This is a genomic window from Salmonella sp. 32082101201600294FB01SM01 (assembly GCF_017572865.1).
Taxonomy (GTDB): Bacteria; Pseudomonadota; Gammaproteobacteria; order Enterobacterales; family Enterobacteriaceae; genus Salmonella; species Salmonella enterica.
This window is the reverse complement of record NZ_JAGESB010000004.1, coordinates 24,519-46,931: the sequence shown is the minus strand read 5'-3', so window position 1 is coordinate 46,931 and position 22,413 is coordinate 24,519. Positions and strand designations below refer to the sequence as shown.

The 22,413-nt window shown below is 50.7% G+C and carries 19 protein-coding genes; 9 read left to right on the top strand and 10 right to left on the bottom strand.

Annotated features, from left to right (window positions below; all coding sequences use genetic code 11):
* The first annotated feature begins 43 nt into the window (after positions 1-43).
* Genes J4645_RS16685 through J4645_RS16665 form a run of 5 tightly spaced genes read left to right on the top strand, consistent with a single transcriptional unit; the run spans position 44 to position 4,401 of the window.
* Positions 44-826 (top strand): IclR family transcriptional regulator, encoded by a 783-nt coding sequence (locus J4645_RS16685; protein ID WP_000894173.1) that lies wholly within the window; start codon positions 44-46, stop codon positions 824-826.
* A gap of 13 nt (positions 827-839) precedes the next feature.
* Positions 840-2,045 carry an L-rhamnonate dehydratase gene (gene rhmD, locus J4645_RS16680; protein WP_001530644.1) on the top strand — a complete coding sequence of 402 codons (1,206 nt, stop codon included), beginning with the start codon at positions 840-842 and terminating at the stop codon, positions 2,043-2,045.
* A 55-nt stretch (positions 2,046-2,100) separates the two neighbouring features.
* Complete coding sequence (locus J4645_RS16675; protein WP_000028928.1) at positions 2,101-3,390, top strand: MFS transporter; 1,290 nt, start codon at positions 2,101-2,103, stop codon at positions 3,388-3,390.
* Between the two features lie 25 nt (positions 3,391-3,415).
* A complete protein-coding gene (gene yfaU, locus J4645_RS16670; RefSeq protein ID WP_000992941.1) occupies positions 3,416-4,219 on the top strand; it encodes a 2-keto-3-deoxy-L-rhamnonate aldolase in 804 nt (267 codons plus the stop codon).
* Between the two features lie 5 nt (positions 4,220-4,224).
* Complete coding sequence (locus J4645_RS16665) at positions 4,225-4,401, top strand: hypothetical protein (RefSeq protein WP_001112766.1); 177 nt, start codon at positions 4,225-4,227, stop codon at positions 4,399-4,401.
* A 233-nt stretch (positions 4,402-4,634) separates the two neighbouring features.
* On the opposite strand, the gene sseL is transcribed toward J4645_RS16665, so the two are convergent.
* The 4 genes from sseL to glpA all read right to left on the bottom strand — a co-directional run bounded on the left by sseL (position 4,635) and on the right by glpA (position 10,147).
* Complete coding sequence (gene sseL, locus J4645_RS16660) at positions 4,635-5,657, bottom strand: SPI-2 type III secretion system effector deubiquitinase SseL (RefSeq protein ID WP_001017718.1); 1,023 nt, start codon at positions 5,655-5,657, stop codon at positions 4,635-4,637.
* Between the two features lie 425 nt (positions 5,658-6,082).
* Positions 6,083-7,273, bottom strand: coding sequence for an anaerobic glycerol-3-phosphate dehydrogenase subunit GlpC (gene glpC, locus J4645_RS16655; RefSeq protein ID WP_001285726.1), 1,191 nt, complete (start codon positions 7,271-7,273; stop codon positions 6,083-6,085).
* A complete protein-coding gene (glpB, locus tag J4645_RS16650) occupies positions 7,270-8,529 on the bottom strand; it encodes a glycerol-3-phosphate dehydrogenase subunit GlpB (protein WP_000667152.1) in 1,260 nt (419 codons plus the stop codon). The genes glpC and glpB overlap by 4 nt, the downstream gene beginning before the upstream one ends.
* Positions 8,519-10,147, bottom strand: coding sequence for an anaerobic glycerol-3-phosphate dehydrogenase subunit A (gene glpA / locus J4645_RS16645; protein ID WP_000701885.1), 1,629 nt, complete (start codon positions 10,145-10,147; stop codon positions 8,519-8,521). The genes glpB and glpA overlap by 11 nt, the downstream gene beginning before the upstream one ends.
* A 272-nt stretch (positions 10,148-10,419) precedes the next feature.
* Here glpA and glpT point away from each other — a divergent pair, with 272 nt between their 5' ends.
* Positions 10,420-11,778 (top strand): glycerol-3-phosphate transporter, encoded by a 1,359-nt coding sequence (gene glpT, locus J4645_RS16640; RefSeq protein WP_000948739.1) that lies wholly within the window; start codon positions 10,420-10,422, stop codon positions 11,776-11,778.
* 4 nt (positions 11,779-11,782) lie between these two features.
* The gene (glpQ, locus tag J4645_RS16635; protein ID WP_000858946.1) at positions 11,783-12,853 is read left to right on the top strand and encodes a glycerophosphodiester phosphodiesterase; all 1,071 of its coding nucleotides are present in this window, start codon (positions 11,783-11,785) and stop codon (positions 12,851-12,853) included.
* A 115-nt stretch (positions 12,854-12,968) separates the two neighbouring features.
* On the opposite strand, the gene J4645_RS16630 is transcribed toward glpQ, so the two are convergent.
* The gene (locus J4645_RS16630; protein WP_000176721.1) at positions 12,969-13,847 is read right to left on the bottom strand and encodes a LysR substrate-binding domain-containing protein; all 879 of its coding nucleotides are present in this window, start codon (positions 13,845-13,847) and stop codon (positions 12,969-12,971) included.
* A 160-nt stretch (positions 13,848-14,007) separates the two neighbouring features.
* Here J4645_RS16630 and J4645_RS16625 point away from each other — a divergent pair, with 160 nt between their 5' ends.
* Positions 14,008-15,198, top strand: coding sequence for an MFS transporter (locus J4645_RS16625; RefSeq protein WP_023214986.1), 1,191 nt, complete (start codon positions 14,008-14,010; stop codon positions 15,196-15,198).
* A gap of 1 nt (position 15,199) precedes the next feature.
* On the opposite strand, the gene yfaE is transcribed toward J4645_RS16625, so the two are convergent.
* The 5 genes from yfaE to J4645_RS16600 form a co-directional block, all read right to left on the bottom strand.
* Positions 15,200-15,454 carry a ferredoxin-like diferric-tyrosyl radical cofactor maintenance protein YfaE gene (yfaE, locus tag J4645_RS16620; protein ID WP_000533921.1) on the bottom strand — a complete coding sequence of 85 codons (255 nt, stop codon included), beginning with the start codon at positions 15,452-15,454 and terminating at the stop codon, positions 15,200-15,202.
* The gene (nrdB, locus tag J4645_RS16615; RefSeq protein ID WP_000332026.1) at positions 15,454-16,584 is read right to left on the bottom strand and encodes a class Ia ribonucleoside-diphosphate reductase subunit beta; all 1,131 of its coding nucleotides are present in this window, start codon (positions 16,582-16,584) and stop codon (positions 15,454-15,456) included. The genes yfaE and nrdB overlap by 1 nt, the downstream gene beginning before the upstream one ends.
* 112 nt (positions 16,585-16,696) lie before the next feature.
* Entirely contained in the window at positions 16,697-18,982 is a 2,286-nt protein-coding gene (nrdA, locus tag J4645_RS16610; protein ID WP_001076491.1) for a class 1a ribonucleoside-diphosphate reductase subunit alpha, read from the bottom strand.
* Between the two features lie 355 nt (positions 18,983-19,337).
* Positions 19,338-20,066: a bifunctional 2-polyprenyl-6-hydroxyphenol methylase/3-demethylubiquinol 3-O-methyltransferase UbiG gene (gene ubiG, locus J4645_RS16605; RefSeq protein WP_001091009.1), complete on the bottom strand. Its 729-nt coding sequence runs from the start codon at positions 20,064-20,066 to the stop codon at positions 19,338-19,340.
* 82 nt (positions 20,067-20,148) lie between these two features.
* The gene (locus J4645_RS16600) at positions 20,149-21,033 is read right to left on the bottom strand and encodes a GntR family transcriptional regulator (RefSeq protein ID WP_000944714.1); all 885 of its coding nucleotides are present in this window, start codon (positions 21,031-21,033) and stop codon (positions 20,149-20,151) included.
* A gap of 49 nt (positions 21,034-21,082) precedes the next feature.
* Here J4645_RS16600 and J4645_RS16595 point away from each other — a divergent pair, with 49 nt between their 5' ends.
* Complete coding sequence (locus J4645_RS16595) at positions 21,083-22,408, top strand: MFS transporter (RefSeq protein WP_000098081.1); 1,326 nt, start codon at positions 21,083-21,085, stop codon at positions 22,406-22,408.
* Positions 22,409-22,413: the final 5 nt, after the last annotated feature.

Here is a 22,413-nt window from a genome sequence, read left to right as displayed (position 1 = left end):
TGACCTTTCACACTGATTCCAGTGTCTCAGACTGGAGTCCAATATGTTGGAATCAAGTAAAGTCCCGGCTCTTACTCGCGCAATCGACATCCTCAATTTGATCGCGCGTATTGGCCCATGCAGCGCGGCAATCATTATTGAAACGCTGCGTATTCCAAAAAGCACCGCGTACCTGCTGTTGAATGAATTAAAACGTCAGCGATTTATTAGCCTCGATCATCAGGAGAACTACTGCCTGTGGACTAAGCTCGTTGAATTGTCGGGCCATGCGCTCAGCAAGATGGATCTGCGGGAGCTGGCGCGTCCTCGTCTAACACAACTGATGGATGAAACCGGGCTGCTGTGTCACTTGGGGATCATCGACCACGAAAATGCGTATTACATACTGAAAGTGGAATCCTCATCCACTATCAGCGTGCGCTCGCATGAGGGGAAAAGCCTCTCTCTTTATCGTTCCGGCATCGGCAAATGCCTGCTGGCATGGCAGCCGGCCGCCGTACGCAAAGCCATTATTGAAAAAATGGTATGGGAGCGAGCCACGCTGACCACCATCACCGAGCCGCAACAATTGAATGATGAGCTGGAACGCATTCGCCAGCGTGGATGGAGCTTTGATAACGGGGAGGATTATCCGGATGTCCGCTGCGTTGCCGCACCGGTATTTAATGCCAGAAACGAACTGACCGCGGCAATTTCAGTGGTCGGCACGCGCCTGCAAATCAACGAAGAGAATCTTGATTATTTGGCCGGTAAAGCTATTGCCTGTGCCAAAGATATTTCACGCCTGTTGGGATGGAAAAGTCCCTTCGACTCACTCGCATCTTAAAATGGAGAATATTATGACTCTTCCTAAAATTAAACACGTTCGAGCCTGGTTTATTGGGGGCGCTACCGCAGAGAAAGGGGCTGGCGGCGGGGATTATCACGACCAGGGAGGAAATCACTGGATTGATGACCATATCGCCACTCCCATGAGCAAATATCGCGACTATGAGCAGTCTCGTCAGTCTTTTGGGATCAACGTGTTAGGGACGCTGATCGTCGAAGTAGAGGCGGAAAATGGGCAGACGGGGTTCGCCGTTTCGACAGCAGGGGAGATGGGCTGTTTTATCGTAGAAAAACATCTTAACCGGTTTATTGAAGGCAAATGCGTAAGCGATATCAAACTTATTCACGATCAGATGCTCGGCGCGACCATGTACTACTCCGGTTCCGGCGGTCTGGTGATGAACACGATTTCCTGTGTGGATCTGGCGCTGTGGGATCTGTTTGGCAAGGTGGTTGGGCTGCCGGTTTATAAATTGCTGGGCGGAGCGGTGCGCGATGAAATTCAGTTTTACGCCACCGGCGCACGCCCGGATCTGGCTAAAGAAATGGGCTTTATCGGCGGTAAAATGCCGACTCACTGGGGACCGCACGATGGTGATGCGGGGATCCGTAAAGATGCCGCGATGGTGGCGGATATGCGTGAAAAGTGCGGGCCGGATTTCTGGCTGATGCTCGACTGCTGGATGAGTCAGGATGTGAACTATGCGACTAAACTGGCTCACGCCTGTGCGCCATTTAATCTCAAATGGATTGAAGAGTGTCTGCCGCCGCAGCAGTATGAAGGCTATCGCGAATTAAAACGCAACGCGCCTGCAGGGATGATGGTTACCAGCGGCGAACACCATGGTACGCTGCAATCCTTCCGCACTCTGGCAGAAACCGGCATTGATATTATGCAGCCGGATGTTGGCTGGTGCGGCGGATTAACCACGCTGGTTGAGATCGCCGCGCTTGCCAAATCGCGCGGGCAACTGGTGGTGCCGCACGGTTCGTCTGTCTATTCGCACCATGCAGTTATTACTTTCACTAATACCCCTTTCAGCGAGTTCCTGATGACCAGCCCGGACTGCTCCACCCTGCGTCCGCAATTTGACCCGATTCTCCTGGATGAGCCGGTGCCGGTGAATGGACGCATCCATAAATCAGTGCTGGATAAGCCGGGCTTCGGCGTCGAGCTTAACCGTGACTGTCACTTGAAACGCCCTTATAGCCACTAATAACTCGTGCGTTGCCTTTGTACGGCAACGCCCTCATCCTGTTGAGGATATTGCTATGAGCATCACTTTACTTGACGGCGTAGTGAAGAAAAACCGCGCACGTTTAATTCCTTTTATGTTGGCACTGTATGTACTGGCGTTTCTGGATCGTTCAAATATTGGTTTTGCCAAAGAGACCTATCAGATAGATACCGGGCTAAGTAATGAAGCCTACGCGCTAGGGGCCGGTATTTTCTTTGTGGTTTACGCTTTCCTTGGCGTACCGGCTAACCTGCTGATGCGCAAATTTGGCGCAAGAACCTGGATCGGCACGACTACCCTGCTGTGGGGCTTTCTCTCTGCTGCGATGGCCTGGGCGGATAGTGAAGCAAAATTCCTGATAATCCGCACGCTATTGGGCGCGGCGGAGGCTGGATTTTTCCCCGGCATGATCTATCTAACTTCACAATGGTTCCCGCAGCGTAACCGTGCCAGCATTATGGGGCTATTTTATATGGGCGCGCCGCTGGCGTTAACGTTGGGTTCGCCGCTCTCCGGCGCTCTGCTGGAGATGCATGGTTTTATGGGGCACCCGGGATGGTTCTGGATGTTCGTTATCGAAGGCCTACTGGCGATTGGCGCAGGGATATTCACCTTTTTCTGGCTTGATGACACTCCGCAGCAGGCGCGTTTTCTTAGCCTGGAAGAAAAGAACGCGCTTATCAGGCAACTGGCGAGCGAAGAAGAGAAAAAGGTCACGTCAAGGCTTGCGGATGCGCTGCGTAATGGACGCGTTTGGCAACTGGCTATTATTTATCTGACGATTCAGGTGGCGGTATACGGACTCATCTTTTTCCTGCCGACCCAGGTTGCCGCGCTATTGGGCACTAAAGTGGGCTTTACCGCTTCGGTGGTAACAGCGGTTCCCTGGATGGCGGCTTTGCTTGGCACATGGCTTATTCCTCGCTACTCCGACCGTACCGGCGATCGTCGTAACGTTGCGGCAGTGACGCTACTGGCTGCGGGCATTGGCATTGGCCTGTCAGGTCTGGTTTCTCCGGTGCTTGCTATTCTGGCGCTCTGTGTTGCAGCAGTAGGATTTATTGCCGTTCAGCCCGTATTCTGGACCATGCCAACGCAGCTACTTTCCGGTACGGCTCTGGCGGCAGGAATTGGTTTCGTTAATCTGTTTGGCGCTGTGGGCGGTTTTATTGCCCCAATTCTGCGCGTAAAAGCGGAAACGTTGTTTGCCAGCGATGCGGCGGGCCTGCTGACGCTGGCCGGAGTCGCCATCATTGGCTCATTAATTATCTTCACGCTGAGCGTTAATCGTCCGGTGGCGCAATCCGGCGCTGCGCATCATTAATCTTATCTACGTTGTAAGGATCGCTATGAACGCATTGTTATCAAATCCTTTTAAAGAAGGATTACGTAAAGGGGATACGCAAATTGGTTTGTGGCTCAGTTCAACCACCTCTTATATGGCGGAGATTGCGGCGACGTCGGGTTATGACTGGTTGTTAATAGATGGCGAGCACGCGCCTAATACGGTGCAGGACTTGTATCATCAGTTACAGGCCATCGCCCCATACGCCAGCCAGCCGGTGATTCGCCCGATCGAGGGAAGTAAAGCGCTCATTAAACAGGTACTGGACATCGGGGCGCAAACGCTACTGATCCCGATGGTTGACACCGCAGAACAGGCGCGCCAGGTCGTTTCCGCTACCCGATACCCGCCGTTGGGGCAACGAGGCGTTGGCGCGAGCGTGGCGCGTGCGGCGCGCTGGGGGAGAATCGACAACTATATGGCACAGGCCAATGAGTCGCTCTGCCTGTTGGTGCAGGTTGAAAGCAAAGTGGCGCTGGAAAACCTTGACGCGATTCTGGAGGTTGAAGGCATTGATGGCGTCTTTATCGGTCCGGCAGATCTCTCTGCTTCATTGGGTTACCCCGATAATGCCGGACACCCGGAAGTGCAGCGGATCATTGAAGCGTGTATTTATCGTATTCGCGCCGCCGGAAAAGCGGCGGGTTTTTTGGCGGTCGATCCGGCAATGGCGCAGAAATGTCTGGCGTGGGGCGCGAATTTTGTCGCGGTCGGGGTAGATACGATGCTCTACACCGAGGCGCTGGACAGCAGGTTGGCGATGTTTAAATCTGTTCAGTCAGTAAGCACGGCAAAACGTAGTTATTGAGAAAAATGCCGGATGGCACGTATGCCTTACGCGTGCGTTTTAGCGCCAATCGGTATAGTCTGGCAATACGTCAGGAGGTCTGCGCGATGATGGCGCTAAATATGCTGCGCCGCTGGCTTAATGGCGAGGACATTACCAGCGAGCATGGCTGGATAGACGTGGTTGAATCATTGACGGCATAGAACTTTTAGTGGGAAGGCCTGGCCTTCCCACCCTTATATACTTATAAATTCTTCGCAGAGCATCATTTCAGGATAAGAGCCTATCCCACCAGGCGTAATTGTTGAAGCCAGTTTGGGGCCGGCCAGCGCGCAGAAACCGTAGCGTACACGTAGTACGTGAGGATTTTGAGCACTGCCCGGTCCCAAAATGGCGAATAAAATAGCCTAATGGGATAGGCTCTAAGTACTCACCATTACTGGAGACTGTATTCATATATTTGTCGCCGGGTTTGGGTGTTAAATAGTGTTTGTTCCTCTACTGAAAGCGTTAAGAACTTTTCCGCAAACTCTCGTAGTGTGGTAGCAGGATCGTTTTGTCCGGCATTCGATAAGAGTTGAATTGTATGGTAACAAAATAGACCGCAGCCGTTGGGTACATTATTTTGTAAATTAGTCTCAACAAAATCAATATCTTCTTTTTCTGATATGCCTGCAATTGTTGCTGCTTCTATAATCTCTTGCTTAGTATTTTCATTTAAATCATGATAAGTATTAAATATAAGGCATTTTATTTTTTCTGCAAGTTTATAAAATAAACAGAGAAGCCAGTGATCTCCTGTATTTATCAGAAAGATTTCATTTTCACATAATCCTGATTGAGCCATCTTTTCAAGTAGCTGAGTGCGTAATATATTTTCTTTGGTGGTAGGATGAATAAGCCCAATAGGATAGTTTACCGAGAGAAAAGGTGATTCTTGAACCAGACCTTGCGTTGCAGCTGCTAGCTCATCTGACGACATCATTCGCGCACCACACCAAAGGTTTTCAACTCCTACCTGTTCTTGATCTGTCTGAGCGAACTGGTCGCCCATAATTTTATGTGCTATTTCTATTTTTTTAGAAAGGTCGGTTGTCGCGGAACCGGCCATATAAAGTAATCTGGAAGGGGCATGTAGCTTTTTCCACTCAGTATTATTTTTTGTTATATCGTTATTGGCAATTTGATGTAATACAAGGCAAGCCTGATTGATTTTTTTATCTATATCTGGTGAGCCCAATCTTTTTCCGCTAAAAAGATCAAAAAGAAATTTCTCAACTCTATGTCCCAGATCATCGTTGCGTAACGCAAGATTGCATACCAGATCAATACAATTCTGATCACCGTTCTCTACGGCGCTAAACAACAACGCAAGCGTCTCATCGCTCACCTCTTCTGCATATAAGCTGTGAAATTGCGGTATGCTCAATCGGTAAAGTGAATTTACACATATATTCATTTTGCTCTGTTTCCTGGTAGGTGAAAGTAGCGAATATGATGTAATTTATAATTATTTGTAAAAATATTATTGTTAGTGGGGGATATATTAAATCAGGCATAGACCTGATTTTATTATTATTCACATAGCACTCAATTATTATCGGAGATATTCAGTTATCTCCCTCTTTAAAGGAGGCTGGTAACGCGTCGATACAAGAGATATTGCTCTATAAACAGTAACGTCGTTATCTGTCATGCCACCGTGGGTTAGCGGTCATGGTTAACCAAATAGGGCAGGTTATTGCAAAGAGACATCCGCGTTTATACCCAAAATAATCCGTAGCCAACACATAAGCAACTTGAAGTATGAAGGGTATATGTCTGATGGAAAATCGGTCCCGGTTATCAGGGTAATGGCGCCGGAGGGGCTCCGGCGCTTTTTACTTAGCCGAGCGCCTGGGCCAGTAGCGTAATGGGGTGTTCGCAGCGTTTGCTTGTAGACATCTCAATTTGCCACTTACAGGTTTCACAATCGGTGACGACAATGTCCGCGCCGCTCTCTTCAATCTGGCGGAACAGCGGCGCGCCGATGGACTGTGATGTTGGATAGTTTTCCTTTTTAAATCCATACGTACCGGCAATGCCGCAGCACTGTGAATCAAGTACCGTCAATTCAAGCCCCGGAATTTGCCGCAACAGTTCAAGCGTGTAAAGCGTCCAGCCCATTTTTTCCATATGACACGGCGTATGGTAGACCACTTTCAGCGGCAAAGGATTAAGCGGCAGCGTTTTCCCGGCATCCAGTTTGCGCCATAGCCAGCGGGTGGCCAACTCGATATGTTCGCGCAGCCCGGCGTTGTCCACGTCCAGCACTTCAGGATATTCATCGCGCAACGCAAACGTACAGGTGGATGACGTGGCGATGACCGGAATACCTTTGACGGCAATCGCCTCGCGTAGCGACTCCACATTGCTGATAGCCTGCTTGCGAGCTTTATCCGTAAAACCGTTAGCGATCAGCGGTACGCCGCAACACTTCTCTTTACTCAGTAACTGTACGCCGGTACCCATTGCGTTCAGCACCTTAATCAGATCTTTTCCGAGCTGCGGATGGTTGTAATTCACAAAACAGCCATGGAAAAAGGCGACCTGATCTTTGTATTTAGCCTGCTGCGCCGCCACGCTACGATACCAGCGGCGGAAGGTGCCGAAAGAGTATTTTGGTAAGGTGCGGCGATGATCGATTTTGAGCGCGTAATCAAGCAACTGGCGCACTGGCTTTAATGCGGTGGCGGTATTGACCACCGGCGCGAACGGCGTTGAAACGCTGCCCATCAGATCGGTATGGCTGAGAATAAAGTTACGCAATGACGGGCGCGTCGTATCGTATTTCGCGCGGGCGCGCTGGATGATATCGCCAATCTTCACGTCCGACGGACAGGCGACCTCACACCGTTTGCAGTTAATGCAATATTTCAGCGCCTCATCATACAGCGCGCCGTCTTTCAGACGCAGGCGTTCGCCATCCGGTCCGGCCTGTTTAGGGCCAGGGTAGCCTGGATTAACGCGGCTGACCGGGCACGCGGTGGTGCACACCGTACATTTAATACAACTTTCAAAACGTGTGTCGCTCATTGCTGTTCTCCTGCACGCTCAGCGATATGGTGCGCGGCCTGGAGGGCGCTGACTGCGCAGACGCCGCCGCCGCATCCCTCAGCTATAGGATCGAATCCCGCCAGCACAGAACCTATTGCATACAGATTTTCTACCGTGTTGCCCGCAAGGGAGGGGCGGAAAGCGTCATCCGTCACGACGCCAAACTGCTGCCAGGGCTGTGGGTCGAAGAAATGTTGTTGATACCATTCGGCGCGGGTGGCCGTTTGTTGTACGTCGAGCCCTAAAATAGGTTCGCGGATCCCTTCGCGCTCGGCAACCAGACCGCTACTAAAGAAGCTACCGCTGGCAAGTACGGCAAAACGCGGGCGCAGTGGGATATCGGCATGGTTGCGGGTCCATATTTCGCTCACGGTACCGCGACGGCAGGTGACTTTCTTCACTTCATCGCCCGGCATCCAGATGCCGCCCTGACGGACAAACTGGCGCTGGAGCTGATTGTGCAGACGAATACCGAGCACCGATGGCGGCAGCGTCGGCAGCAGCGTGAGCGCGCAGGGCAGACGTTCGTTAAGCCAGCGCCACAGCGTATCGTTCGCCAGCCCGAAGCAGGCGGGCATGATGATCATGTCGCAGTTTGTCGCTATTGGCGACAGCGCGTCGTACAGCAGCGGCCATTTTTCTTCGTTATCAAGCAGACGCGCAATATTGACCGCGCGAAATTCCGTCGGGTTATCACGCAGTACGTCCAGTTCCGGAAGGTCGATTTCTGCGGTTTCCACGTTGAGATCGCGTTGACGCAGCGACGCTGCCGCAAGGTGCGCCTGGAAATCCAGTAATCCGCTAACGCCGACGACGCAAATTCGCTGTGCGGATAACGGCCAGACCGGTACTTCCGGCGAGCTAAGCCAGGTTGAACGCAATGTGCCAAGCGGCGTGACACGCTGGTGCGCCTGCTGTACGTCGCCGTATAACTGCGCGCCGCTGGCGTTAAGTAGCGTTTGCGCCTGTTGCGCCAGCGTAAGGACTTTTTGCGCGCCCAAACGTGAATAAGGATGTTCAGGTGCCTGGCGGCGCAGCGCATCAAGCCCGGCGGTAATGTCGGTCACCGGTTGGCCGTCGGGCAGGGCGCTGAGTAGATCCAGCGAGCCGGAGGAAAAATGCAGTGCGCTTTGTCCGCGGGTGACGATGGCGCAGCGTAATCCATGCTGCTGGAGTTGCAGTCCGCACAGCAAACCGGCGAGACCGCCGCCCATAATAACCGTATCAAATTTCATCCTGGTGCTCCTTCTCCAGACCGCATAATCCCTGATAAACCCAGCGCGTGAATTCGCTTTCGCGCAGCGCGTCTCCCCAGGCGACAGGTTGTACGCCTTTCCAGCGCTCATTCAGAAATTCAGAGAGTTGCGTAATAGATTGCGCCGCGGTCGTCACATTAAAACGCTGCAATAGCCCGGCCGCGCGGCAGGCGCACAGCTCGCCCTGGCAAGTGCCCATCCCTACGCGGGTGCGACGACGCAGATCCAGCAGGCTATTCACGGTTAAGTTTTCGACGGCATACTGCACTTCTCCCGCCGTGACGGCCTCGCATTCACAGACCAGGCTACGGTGTTGGCGGCCTTCGCTCAGCCACCCCGGCGTGCGATCGCCATGCCGATAAACCGCCGATCCGCGTAGCGGCGCGGGAAGCGAGATAATGCGTTTCAGCGTATGTTCCGTAGACTCTTTTGAGCCAGGCAACGGCGTATCCGCCGTGATGCAGGGGCGAGTATTGCCCAACTTGCGGCACACGGCGTCGGTCGCCCATTCCGCCATCAGGCGGTAAGTCATTAGCTTCCCGCCGGTAATGGTAATGAAGCCTTCAAGCCCGTCGCGTTCGGCGTGGTCGAACAACACAATACCGCGGCTGACGTTACGACCGCTGGGATCGTCATCACTGGCCACCAGCGGGCGGACGCCGGAATACGCGCGCAGAATACGCGTCTTCGCCATGACAGGGGCCAGTTTTTCCCCTTCACGCAGCAGGATATCGACTTCATCTGCGGTGACGCGGTTGCTGTCTATCTCATTGTAATCAATATGGGTAGAGGTAGTGCCGATCAGTGAAATCGTATCGCCAGGTACCAGAATGTCGGCATCCGATGGTTTCCGGCAGCGGTTAATGACATGCTGGTTGATCCGATGGTCCATGATCAACAGTGAGCCTTTCGCCGGGAACATGCGAATACTCAGGTCGGCGTATTCGGCGATCCGTTGCCCCCAGATACCAGCCGCATTGACCACCACCGGCGCGTGAAGCGTCTGGGTTTCGCCAGTGAGATGGTTGCGCACATGGACGCCACAGACCGTTGCGCCTTCACGAATGAGCCCGGTCACTTCATGCGCCGTTAACACGATTGCGCCATGTTCTCTGGCATCCAGCATATTGGCGGCGGTAAGGCGGAAAGGGTCCACGGTGCCATCCGGCACTTTTACCGCACCGATGAGCGCAGGGTTAACGGAAGGTTCGATGATGCGAGCCTGCTGCGGATCGATGGCTTCAGCGCGAATGCCCGCCGCTTCACAGGCGCGAATAAAGGTGGCCTGAAACGCAAGATCATCTTCCGGCAACGTAATAAACAGACCATCCGTCGGTTCGACGCAATGGCGGGCGATCCGTTTTAAAATCTGGTTTTCACTAATGCACTCGCGCGCGGATTCCGCGTCGGTAACCGCATAACGAGCGCCGCTGTGCAGCAGCCCGTGGTTACGCCCGGTCGCGCCAGTCGCTATATCATGCCGCTCCACCAGAATGACACGTAAACCGCGCAGCGCGCAGTCGCGGGCGATCCCTGCGCCTGTTGCTCCACCGCCAATGATAATCACGTCACTTGCTTGCGAGTCGCGAATTTTCATTGTTTTTCCTCACAGTTCGTTTTTTATCATTTAGCCATACAAATCATATGGAATGTTTGATTTCGCGCATAATCGCTCACTATTCGAAAATGAAACGTGATTTCGTGCGCCTTTCTGAACATTAGTCATAAAACTGTAACAATATGTGCTGTAATTCACATTAACGTGACGTATCTTTACTTAACATCGCGGCCACACTGGGAGCAGCGGGGTTGTTTGAACAAACTGCGGTGTTTACCTCTAAATAAAATACGGGCCACGGAGGCTACAATATGTTGAGTATTTTTAAACCAGCGCCGCATAAAGCGCGCTTGCCAGCGGCGGAGATTGATCCGACCTATCGCCGATTACGCTGGCAGATTTTCCTGGGGATATTCTTTGGCTATGCCGCGTATTATCTGGTGCGCAAGAACTTTGCCCTCGCGATGCCCTACCTGGTAGAACAGGGTTTTTCACGCGGCGATCTGGGCTTTGCGCTGTCCGGGATTTCCATCGCTTATGGTTTTTCGAAATTTATAATGGGTTCGGTGTCCGATCGCTCGAATCCGCGCGTTTTCCTGCCGGCAGGGTTGATTCTGGCCGCAGCAGTCATGTTGTTTATGGGCTTTGTACCGTGGGCGACATCCAGCATCGCCGTGATGTTTGTGCTGTTGTTCCTTTGCGGCTGGTTCCAGGGGATGGGGTGGCCGCCGTGCGGACGTACGATGGTTCACTGGTGGTCGCAGAAAGAGCGCGGCGGCATTGTGTCGGTCTGGAACTGTGCGCATAACGTCGGCGGCGGGATCCCGCCACTGCTGTTCCTGCTGGGGATGGCGTGGTTTAACGACTGGAAAGCGGCGCTCTATATGCCAGCCTTTGGCGCGATTGTGGTGGCGCTGTTCGCTTTCGCAATGATGCGCGATACGCCGCAATCCTGCGGTCTGCCGCCTATCGAAGAGTATAAAAACGACTATCCGGATGACTACAACGAAAAAGCGGAAGAAGAGCTGACTGCGAAGCAGATCTTCATGCAGTACGTACTGCCGAACAAACTGTTGTGGTACATCGCTATCGCCAACGTGTTTGTCTATCTGCTGCGCTACGGTATCCTCGACTGGTCGCCGACCTACCTGAAAGAAGTGAAGCATTTCGCACTCGATAAATCCTCCTGGGCCTACTTCCTGTATGAATACGCGGGTATTCCGGGCACGCTGCTGTGTGGCTGGATGTCGGATAAAGTCTTCCGTGGCAACCGCGGTGCGACCGGCGTGTTCTTTATGACCCTGGTGACTATCGCGACCATCGTTTACTGGATGAACCCGGCAGGAAACCCGAACGTTGATATGGCTTGTATGATTATCATCGGCTTCCTGATCTACGGCCCGGTAATGTTGATCGGTCTGCACGCGCTGGAACTGGCGCCGAAAAAAGCGGCGGGTACGGCGGCGGGCTTTACCGGTCTGTTTGGTTACCTGGGCGGTTCTGTCGCTGCAAGCGCCATTGTGGGTTATACCGTTGACTTCTTCGGTTGGGATGGCGGCTTTATGGTGATGATTGGCGGCAGTATTCTGGCGGTAATCCTGCTGGTGGTCGTGATGATTGGCGAAAAACGCCATCATGATGAGCTGCAGTTAAAACGCAACGGAGGCTAATAACATGAAAACCACACTGAAAAACCTTAGCGTGGCGTTGATGTTGGCAGGAATGGCCATCGGAAGCGGCGCCGTGGCGGCTGAAAAAGTCGTTATCGCCCACCGTGGCGCCAGCGGTTATCTGCCGGAGCATACGCTACCAGCGAAAGCGATGGCGTATGCGCAAGGGGCAGATTATCTGGAACAAGATTTAGTGATGACAAAGGACGACCATCTGGTCGTCCTCCATGACCACTACCTTGACCGGGTGACTGACGTCGCTGACCGTTTTCCGGACCGGGCGCGTAAAGATGGGCGCTATTACGCTATCGATTTTACGCTGGATGAAATTAAATCCCTGAAGTTTACCGAAGGGTTTGATATTGAAAACGGCAAAAAAGTACAAACTTATCCGGGCCGTTTCCCGATGGGAAAATCTGATTTCCGCATTCATACCTTTGAAGAGGAAATTGAATTCGTTCAGGGATTAAATCACTCTACCGGTAAAAATATCGGTATTTATCCGGAAATTAAAGCGCCGTGGTTCCATCATCAGGAAGGGAAAGATATTGCCGCGAAAACGCTGGAAGTGCTGAAGAAGTATGGTTACACCGGCAAGCAGGACAATGTCTATTTGCAGTGTTTTGATGTCGCTGAGCTGAAACGTATTAAGAATGAACTGGAACCCAAAATGGGGATGGATCTCAATCTGGTTCAACTTATTGCGTATACCGACTGGAATGAAACACAGCAGAAACAGCCGGACGGTCGTTGGGTAAATTACAACTACGACTGGATGTTTAAGCCGGGCGCTATGAAGCAGGTGGCGGAATATGCGGACGGTATTGGTCCGGATTACCATATGCTGGTCGCGGAAGGCTCAACGAAAGGGAATATCAAGCTGACTGGAATGGTGCAAGACGCACATCAGAATAAGATGGTAGTGCATCCTTACACTGTGCGTGCCGATCAATTGCCGGACTATGCCACAGACGTTAATCAGTTGTACGACATCCTGTATAACAAGGCGGGCGTCGACGGGCTGTTCACTGACTTCCCGGATAAGGCGGTCATGTTCCTGCAAAAAAATGACTAAAGGTTTGCCATAGTCGAAGTGACGCGCCGGATGAGGGCATAAACGCCTCATCCGGCCTGGCGCAACGTTTGCCAGCGTAAGTCTGGTAAACGCAATGCCATCAGGCGGGGTTGTTTTATAGCAACCCCTCATCGGTCAGTGTTTCCATACATTTTTGTAATAAAAATAGCGGACTTCCTTCTACCGGCGGTTCTTTTGCTAACAGGGAAATTTGTCGATAAAAGGTGGGTTCCAGCGCCACGGAGCATAATTTTCCTGTCGTGGCTTTTAAGGTTAATTCTGGCAATAAGGCGATACCTAATCCCTGGCGAATAAAATTCAGCGCAGTATCGGGATGGTTAAATTCATATTTAAATATCGGCTCAATACCCTTTTCTTTAAACAACGCCATAATGCTTAATTCATAACGACCTTTACTGACAATAAGGGGTTCGTCCATCAGTTCTTCAACCGTTACTGTACTGTTGGTCGCCAGGGGATGATTTTCAGGCACCACTACGGTGAATTTATCCCGGTAAATGGGGACGCAATACATACCGTTGACCGGAAAAGGAACGAAACCGGCATCAATACTTCCGTCCTGCAGCGAATCAATAATAGCCGTACTGTTCTCTTCATAGGGGATAATTTTTACATTTGGATGATGGCTTTCAAAATAGCGAATGACGCCGGGTAAAATGCAGGCGCAGGCGCTGGGAAAACAGCCAATCCGTAGCGTACGGGCCGGGTTCTTTTTTTCTTGTTCGGCAATCTCTTTTACCGCGTTGACGTCGCGCTGGATCGCGCGTAAATGCCTGACGATGCGGCTACCGGCGGCGGTAAGCTCAATCTCTTTACGACGCTCACGAATCAATATGTCAACGCCGAGCTCCTCCTCAAGCGCGGAGATGGCCTGGCTGACGGCGGATTGTGTCATGTATAGCCGTTTGCTGGCTTCGGTAAATCCGCCGTACTCCAGTACGGCAAGCAGGGCGTGGATTTGGGTTAGCGTCATTAGTAAAACCTAATCAATATAATTAAAACGATTAATTTTTCTAATAGAGTGCACTTGTTTATACTGTGATTCTATCGAATACATCACATTTGACGCACCTGATAGGTGTTCAGTTGAGCTGAGCGTTGCCTGCGTGCGCCATCTGAACGGGTCGTTAAGAATGAAAGAAAAATTATGGACGAAGGATTTTTGGGCAATCACCATAGTCAGTTTTATTATCTTTTTTGTTTTTTATGTACTGCTAACTTTATTACCCATTTATATCGCTGACCGCCTGCATGCTTCTGCAGATAAGGCCGGGCTGTTAGTGACATGTTTCTTGGCCGCGGCAATTGTTATTCGGCCATTTGCCGGACAGTGGGTGGGAAAATATTCGAATAAAAAGATTCTGGTGCTCTCTTCTCTGGCTTTTTTGGTGATTACCGCGCTGTATCCGGTTTGCCATTCTATCGAGTCGCTGCTCTTTATCCGCGTACTTCATGGGATTACGTTTGGTATTATTACCACGGTAAAAGGAACTATTTCAGCGCGGTTAATTCCGGCCTCCCGACGTGGAGAGGGCATCAGCTTTTTCTCTTTAGCGATGGGCCTGGCGATGGTCGTAGGACCGTGGATCGGTTTGAATATGGCCCGCTGGAACGCGTTCACTGCCGCATTCTGGCTTTGTTCCGCTGTAGCGGCGTTAGGGATTGTGCTTTCCCTGATTGTGACGGTCCCTCCGGTAATTCGTCATGCCGATGGTTCGAAACCGAATCTGGGTTTTGCCGCGATGTTTGACCGCGCCGCCTTGCCTTTTGCGCTGGTCACCTTTTTTATGACTTTCTCCTATGCCGGCGTGTCGGCTTTCCTGGCGCTGTATGCGCGTGAGCTGGATTTAATGGCGGCGGCCAGTAATTTCCTGCTGTGCTACGCGATTTTCCTGATGATATGCCGTACCTTCACCGGGAATATTTGTGATAAAAAAGGGCCGAAATATGTTGTTTTCCCATGCCTGTTGGCTTTTACCATCGGTCTGGTGGCGCTGGGCTACACCAATGGCAGCATCATGATGATTATTTCCGGCGGTCTAATCGGTATCGGCTACGGTTCGGTCACGCCGGTTTTCCAGACGCAAATTATCAGCTCGGTTGAACCGCATAAAATCGGCGTGGCGAATTCACTGTTCTTTAACGCGATGGACGCCGGAATGGCGATTGGCGCCTTTATCATGGGAATGATGGTTGAGTCGGTTGGCTATCGTATGATTTATGTCGCTGGCGCGGTGCTGGTGGTACTCGCTGGCGCACTGTATGCCGTGCAGATGAAAAAACGTGGCGTGATGCCTTTGGTTTCCACCAGCGAGTTGCACTGAGTTACATCTCGATTTCGATATCGCCTTTTGCCCTGCAGCAGCAGGGCAAAATCTCTCCCGGCTGGATAAACGCTAAAGGTTCCGTAATCCAGTCAACCTGACCGGCAACCAGCCGGGTACGACAGGAGCCGCAATATCCTTCGCGGCACTGATACTCCACCTCAACGTTATGTGATTCCAGCGCGGCCAGCAGAGAAGGGTGTTCATCCTGGCACAGCAGCTGTGTGCCAGTGATACGCAGCGTGACGCGTCCCATCAGAGCTGGAAATTACTCAGATCGTCGGTATCGACTTCCGAATCGATTTGTCCGACCAGATAAGAGCTAACTTCCACTTCCTGTGGCGCGACCTGAACGTTATCGGACACCAGCCAGGTATTGATCCACGGGATTGGGTTGGAGCGGGTCTGGAACGGCAGATCCAGCCCTACCGCCTGCATACGAATATTAGTAATATATTCAACGTATTGACACAGGATATCTTTATTCAGGCCGATCATCGAACCGTCGCGGAACAGATAGTCCGCCCACTCTTTTTCCTGCTGCGCCGCCTGCACGAACAGGTCATAACATTCCTGTTTACACTCTTCGGCGATTTCCGCCATCTCCGGGTCGTCCACGCCGCTACGCAACAGGTTCAGCATATGTTGCGTGCCGGTCAGATGCAGAGCTTCGTCACGGGCGATCAGACGGATAATTTTGGCGTTGCCTTCCATCAGTTCACGCTCGGCAAATGCGAAAGAGCAGGCGAAGCTGACGTAGAAGCGGATGGCTTCCAGCGCGTTCACACTCATCAGGCACAGATACAGTTTTTTCTTCAGCTCACGCAGATTTACGACAACCGTTTTGCCATTAACGGTATGGGTGCCTTCACCGAGCAGATGCCAGTAACTGGTCATCTCAATAAGTTCGTCGTAGTAGGCGGAGATCCCTTCGGCGCGCTTCTGAATTTGCTCATTGGTCACGATATCGTCAAACACGACCGCCGGATCGTTGACGATGTTACGAATAATGTGGGTGTAGGATCGTGAGTGAATCGTCTCAGAAAACGCCCAGGTCTCTACCCACGTCTCCAGCTCCGGGATGGAAATGAGCGGCAGCAGGGCGACGTTCGGGCTACGTCCCTGAATGGAATCCAGCAGCGTCTGGTATTTGAGGTTGCTGATGAAGATATGTTTTTCGTGCTCCGGCAACGCCTGATAATCGATACGATCGCGGGAGACGTCGACCTCTTCCGGACGCCAGAAGAAAGAGAGCTGTTTTTCGATCAGTTTTTCGAAGATGTCATATTTCTGCTGGTCATAGCGTGCAACGTTGACCGGCTGGCCAAAGAACATGGGTTCCTTGAGCTGATCGTTTTTCGTCTGTGAAAAAGTGGTGTATGCCATTGAAGTGAATCCTTTATGGGATGAGCGCCGGATGGCGGCGCAAGCGCCTTATCCGGCCTACAAACCGTACAATCGTAGGCCGGGTAAGCATAGCGCTACCCGGCACTATTCATCAGATCTTACAAGCGCCGCTTTCGCAGCCATCGTCCTGAATAGAAGGCGCCAAATCGTCCTGCGCATCTTCCGCGCCGTCGCGGGTATTTTGATAGTACAGAGTTTTCACGCCAAACTTATACGCGGTGAGCAAATCTTTCAGCAGTTGCTGCATCGGCACTTTTCCTGACGGGAAACGTGACGGATCGTAGTTAGTATTGGCGGAAATCGACTGATCGATAAACTTCTGCATGATACCCACCAGTTGCAGATAACCGTCGTTGTTCGGCATCTCCCACAACAGTTCGTAAGCGTCTTTCAGATGCTCATAATCCGGCACGACCTGACGCAAAATACCGTCTTTCGAGGCCTTGATGCTGACGTAGCCGCGCGGTGGTTCGATACCGTTAGTGGCGTTGGAGATCTGGGACGACGTTTCCGACGGCATTAGCGCCGATAGCGTGGAGTTACGCAGACCGTGGGTTTTGATCGACTCACGCAGCTGTTCCCAGTCGTAGTGCAGCGGTTCGTTGACGATCGCATCCAGATCTTTTTTGTAGGTGTCGATCGGCAAAATGCCTTTTGCATAGGTGGTTTCGTTGAACCATGGGCAGGCGCCTTGCTCTTTCGCCAGTTCGTTGGACGCTTTAAGCAGATAGTATTGAATGGCTTCGAAGGTTTTATGCGTCAGATTATTGGCGCTGCCGTCGGAATAACGTTTACCGTTTTTCGCCAGCCAGTAGGCGAAGTTAATCACGCCAATGCCCAGCGTACGACGGCCCATTGCGCCGCGTTTGGCAGCCGGAATCGGGTAATCCTGATAATCGAGCAGAGCATCCAAAGCGCGTACTGCCAGAATAGCCAGTTCTTCCAGCTCGTCCAGAGTTTTAATGGCGCCCAGGTTGAATGCAGACAGCGTACACAACGCAATTTCGCCGTTTTCATCGTTGACATCGTGCAGCGGTTTGGTCGGCAGGGCAATCTCCAGACACAGGTTAGACTGGCGTACCGGGGCGACAACCGGATCGAACGGACTGTGAGTATTGCAGTGGTCAACGTTCTGGATATAGATACGACCGGTAGAGGCGCGTTCCTGCATCATCAGCGAGAACAGTTCGACCGCTTTCACACGCTGTTTGCGGATGCTGTCGTCGTTTTCATATTTCACGTACAGGCGTTCGAATTCGTCCTGGTCGGCGAAGAACGCATCGTATAGCCCGGGTACATCGGACGGACTGAACAACGTAATGTCGCCGCCCTTCAGCAGGCGGGTGTACATCAGCTTGTTGATCTGTACGCCGTAGTCCATGTGACGTACGCGGTTACCTTCCACGCCGCGGTTGTTTTTCAGCACCAGCAAGCTTTCCACTTCCAGATGCCACATCGGATAGAACAGTGTCGCCGCGCCGCCGCGCACGCCGCCCTGCGAGCAGGATTTCACCGCCGTCTGGAAGTGCTTGTAGAACGGGATGCAGCCGGTGTGGAACGCTTCGCCGCCGCGAATCGGGCTGCCCAGCGCGCGAATGCGTCCCGCGTTGATACCGATACCGGCGCGCTGAGAAACGTATTTCACGATAGCGCTGGAGGTGGCGTTGATGGAATCCAGACTGTCGCCACACTCGATCAGTACGCAAGAGCTGAACTGACGGGTTGGGGTACGCACGCCGGACATAATTGGCGTCGGCAGCGAGATTTTGAACGTAGAGACCGCATCGTAAAAACGTTTTACATAGTCAAGACGCGTTTCACGCGGATAGTTCGAGAACAGGCAGGCCGCTACCAGAATGTAGAGGAACTGCGCGCTTTCATAGATTTCGCCGGTCACGCGGTTTTGCACCAGATATTTCCCTTCCAGCTGCTTAACGGCAGCGTAGGAGAAGGTCATATCGCGATCGTGAACGATAAACGAATCCATCTGCTTGAACTCTTCTTCCGTGTAGTCTTCCAGCAGATGATTGTCGTATTTGCCAAGCTCAACCATTTTTACCACATGGTGGTAAAGTGCGGGCGGCTCAAACTGGCCGAAGGCTTTCTTACGCAGGTGGAAAATCGCCAGACGCGCAGCCAGGTATTGATAATCCGGCGCATCGCGAGAGATCAGGTCTGCGGCGGCCTTAATGATAGTTTCATGGATATCGGAGGTCTTAATCCCATCATAAAACTGAATATGCGAGCGTAGCTCGACCTGAGAAACCGATACGTTATTCAGTCCTTCTGCCGCCCAATCAAGCACGCGATGAATTTTGTCGAGATTGATGCGCTCAGTACGGCCGTCACGCTTTGTCACCAGCAGACTCTGATTCATGTGGTTTTCTACCTGTTTACCTGTCCGTGAAAGAAAAATATCCCCCCGCTTATCCACAACGTCACGTTGTGACTAACTCTGTGGATAAATACTATATATAGGGGGTGATCGATAAGTGAAACGCTATATGGTGAGTATTCTAGTAGGGATTCTTTTGAGTACAAGAGTTGATTTTGGCGTTAAATTGCGGTTGTAAAAGCGTAAGAATCGCTAAATGCGCGTCTGATAAGGCCTGGAGAGGATGTCAACAATTCATAAAAAAAAATCAAAATTTGATCGAATGCTGATTTCTTCATCGAAGAGAAAGGTTGCGCCCGATGATCTAACGCAACCCTTATAGGAAAATTCTTTGATGTCAGGCTTTTTTAGCGCGGGTATGCAACATGTAGTTAACGTCTACTCCGGGACCGAGTTTGAAAGTATTGGTTATCGGGTTGTAGTGCAGCCCGGTGATATGTTGCTCTTTCAGGACGGTTTCATCTACCCAGCTTAACAGTTCAGCAGGCTTAATGAATTTCTTCACGTCGTGCGTGCCTTTTGGCACCATGCGCAGAATATACTCAGCGCCGACGACCGCCATCAGCCAGGATTTCCCATTGCGGTTCAACGTTGAGAAGAACACCTCACCGCCGGGTTTAACCAGTTGGGCGCAGGCGTGGACGACCGATTGCGGATCGGGAACGTGCTCCAGCATTTCCATACAGGTGACGACGTCGTATTGCTGGGCGTGTTTTGCCGCATGTTCCTCAACCGTCTCCTGCACGTACTCTACCTCGATGCCGCTTTCCAGCGCATGCAGTTTGGCGACCTGCAAAGGCTCAAAGCCCATATCCAGCCCGGTGACGGTTGCGCCTTCGCGTGCCATACTTTCCGCCAGAATGCCGCCGCCACAGCCGACGTCGAGTACCTTTTTGCCAAACAGGCCGCCTGAGCGCTCAGTAATGTAGCCAAGGCGTAGGGGGTTGATGCGATGCAATGGCTTGAATTCGCCCTCCAGATCCCACCAGCGCGACGCGACGGCTTCGAATTTGGCGATTTCATTATGGTCAACGTTGTGAGCTACCGACGGTTTTTCAGTGTTCATGAGTACATGAGATTCCGCTATTGATCTATCGGGGCAGTATAGCAGGTGCAAAGTCGCTGCGTTATATCTACTGCCGTCTTTATTACGCTTTCAGCGCAAGAAGTTTTCTTGCGCGTTCTGTAAAACCGCTACCGATGTGGTGCGTGATAAAATTACAGACGCCCTCGACGTTGTTGTTTTTTAACATATCCAAAATAGTGGCATGTCCCCGGTTAGAGCTGGTGATATATTCAGCGGTAAAATCCAGTCTGTAGCGAATTGCCAATAAACGTGCTGAGATCAACAGGTGTGCTTGCGAAATGTATTTATTATCGGCATATTTCACAAAAACATAATGAAAATCATGATCCAGTTTGAGGTAAGCTTGCGTATCTCGCTCTGCATTAATTTTTGCTGACTTCGATAAAATATTGCTTAATTCGACTATGACATTGTTAGCATTTTTCTCCATCGCTTCACGAATTGCGCCCTGTTCAAGGATAACCCTCATTTTGATGAGATCATTGATATCCTCGTCGGTGACAGAAAAAACAAATGTCCCACTGCGGGGAATGATGTTGACCAGGTTTTCATTATAGCTCAGCCAAATAAAAGCTTCACGAATTGGTGTTTTACTTACCATCAGAATATTTGATAGTTCATTTTCACTGATCGCTTGCCCAAGATCGAAATCGCCATGGATAATCATCTCCCTTATTTTCTCTTTAATCACCTGGGTGATGGATTTGGGTATTTCAATTGATATGTGACTAAAGTCACGCTTTAATCTATTTTTCATTTTCTTCTCCTCCATGGTTAAACCCGGCTCCATTGTAATTAATTTATTCAAAATTAACGGATCTAATATATCAGATATAAGAAAATTTACATACTTTATTGTTGTTATTGTATATTTCATTAAGTTTGCTTGCTGATATATCAGATATGACACATTAGCTTTTGAATTGTATTGTTTTTTACGTAACATCGATTCCGGTCAATACCCTTATTCATTGAATCATAAAAGGTGATGCAAAATGAGTAGTCCACAAGAAAATTTATACGATGCAATTCGTATTGTAAAAAGGAAAATCATTCCTTTGGCCTTTATTCTTTACTTTTTTAACTATATGGATCGTGTCAATATTGGGTTTGCTGCATTACGCATGAATGAATCTCTCGGTATTACGCCTGAGGATTTCGCTAATATTTCTTCTATATTCTTCATATCATATTTAATCTTTCAAATTCCGAGTAGCATTGGCTTGCAAAAGCTTGGTGCAAGAAAATGGATTAGTTCCATTATTATCGGCTGGGGAGCGGTAACTGGGCTGATTTTTTTTGCTAAAGATACTCAACATATTTTGCTGGCTCGCATTTTTTTGGGGGTATTTGAAGCTGGCTTTTTCCCGGGCATGGTTTATTATCTTGCATGCTGGTTCCCGGCTCGTGAACGCGGAAAAGTCAATAGTTTCTTCATGTTATCTATTGCTGTTGCATCGGTATTGGCTGCGCCGATGTCTGGTTGGATCATCGAGCATTTGAATACCCCGGATTATGAAGGCTGGCGCTGGCTTTTTGCTATTGAAGGTATCCCTACCGTATTCCTTGGCATCCTGACATTTTATTTACTGCCTGACAGTCCAGAAAAGGCTAAATGGCTTACGCCACAGCAGATATCGGCCTTAGTTAATAAATTACGCACTGACAATGAAACCGCAGCTGCATTAAATAAAAATACCAACTCATCCTTTCTTTCCGTAATCAAAAATCCAGTTTTGCTTCAGCTTTCTTTCGCCTACATGTTGATTCAGGCGGCTGCTCTGGCGGCAAACTATTGGTTGCCGGGGTTGGTGAAGGGATTTTCAGCTGATTTTACGGATACTGACGTTGGTTTAATCATGAGTATTCCGTTTATTTTCGCTATGTTCAGCATGCCCTGGTGGGGCTGGCATTCCGATAAAAAGAATGAACGAAAATGGCATGCTGCATTACCCATGTTTCTGGCAGGCTGTGGTTTTCTGATGATTGCTCTTGTCCCCTCAATGTCGCTGAGAATGCTGGGGCTAACGTTCTATGGTGTTGGGATCCTCAGCTATTACGGACCTTACTGGGCGCTGCCTTCTGCATTATTGTCGCCGTCAGGGTTGGCTGTCAGCATTGCGTTTATTAACTCATGTTCAAGTCTTGGCGGATTCCTGATTAATAAATCACTGGGATTCGTTTCTACTCATTATGGTGCGACAGGAATATTTATTGTAGAGGCAATACTTTGCTTCGCTGCGGTAGCCGTTCTGGCGTTAATGAAAATTGATGTGAAAAAAGAAAAAAGCCAACAAACAAATGTTGTATCACGAACCTGATAAAT

What these genes read in the sequence shown, in the direction of transcription:
- J4645_RS16685 (WP_000894173.1), top strand. Translation starts at nt 44, where the DNA reads ATGTTGGAATCAAGTAAAGTCCCGGCTCTTACTCGCGCAATCGACATC.
- rhmD (WP_001530644.1), top strand. Translation starts at nt 840, where the DNA reads ATGACTCTTCCTAAAATTAAACACGTTCGAGCCTGGTTTATTGGGGGC.
- J4645_RS16675 (WP_000028928.1), top strand. Translation starts at nt 2,101, where the DNA reads ATGAGCATCACTTTACTTGACGGCGTAGTGAAGAAAAACCGCGCACGT.
- yfaU (WP_000992941.1), top strand. Translation starts at nt 3,416, where the DNA reads ATGAACGCATTGTTATCAAATCCTTTTAAAGAAGGATTACGTAAAGGG.
- J4645_RS16665 (WP_001112766.1), top strand. Translation starts at nt 4,225, where the DNA reads ATGCCGGATGGCACGTATGCCTTACGCGTGCGTTTTAGCGCCAATCGG.
- sseL (WP_001017718.1), bottom strand. Translation starts at nt 5,657, where the DNA reads ATGAATATATGTGTAAATTCACTTTACCGATTGAGCATACCGCAATTT.
- glpC (WP_001285726.1), bottom strand. Translation starts at nt 7,273, where the DNA reads ATGAGCGACACACGTTTTGAAAGTTGTATTAAATGTACGGTGTGCACC.
- glpB (WP_000667152.1), bottom strand. Translation starts at nt 8,529, where the DNA reads ATGAAATTTGATACGGTTATTATGGGCGGCGGTCTCGCCGGTTTGCTG.
- glpA (WP_000701885.1), bottom strand. Translation starts at nt 10,147, where the DNA reads ATGAAAATTCGCGACTCGCAAGCAAGTGACGTGATTATCATTGGCGGT.
- glpT (WP_000948739.1), top strand. Translation starts at nt 10,420, where the DNA reads ATGTTGAGTATTTTTAAACCAGCGCCGCATAAAGCGCGCTTGCCAGCG.
- glpQ (WP_000858946.1), top strand. Translation starts at nt 11,783, where the DNA reads ATGAAAACCACACTGAAAAACCTTAGCGTGGCGTTGATGTTGGCAGGA.
- J4645_RS16630 (WP_000176721.1), bottom strand. Translation starts at nt 13,847, where the DNA reads ATGACGCTAACCCAAATCCACGCCCTGCTTGCCGTACTGGAGTACGGC.
- J4645_RS16625 (WP_023214986.1), top strand. Translation starts at nt 14,008, where the DNA reads ATGAAAGAAAAATTATGGACGAAGGATTTTTGGGCAATCACCATAGTC.
- yfaE (WP_000533921.1), bottom strand. Translation starts at nt 15,454, where the DNA reads ATGGGACGCGTCACGCTGCGTATCACTGGCACACAGCTGCTGTGCCAG.
- nrdB (WP_000332026.1), bottom strand. Translation starts at nt 16,584, where the DNA reads ATGGCATACACCACTTTTTCACAGACGAAAAACGATCAGCTCAAGGAA.
- nrdA (WP_001076491.1), bottom strand. Translation starts at nt 18,982, where the DNA reads ATGAATCAGAGTCTGCTGGTGACAAAGCGTGACGGCCGTACTGAGCGC.
- ubiG (WP_001091009.1), bottom strand. Translation starts at nt 20,066, where the DNA reads ATGAACACTGAAAAACCGTCGGTAGCTCACAACGTTGACCATAATGAA.
- J4645_RS16600 (WP_000944714.1), bottom strand. Translation starts at nt 21,033, where the DNA reads ATGTTACGTAAAAAACAATACAATTCAAAAGCTAATGTGTCATATCTG.
- J4645_RS16595 (WP_000098081.1), top strand. Translation starts at nt 21,083, where the DNA reads ATGAGTAGTCCACAAGAAAATTTATACGATGCAATTCGTATTGTAAAA.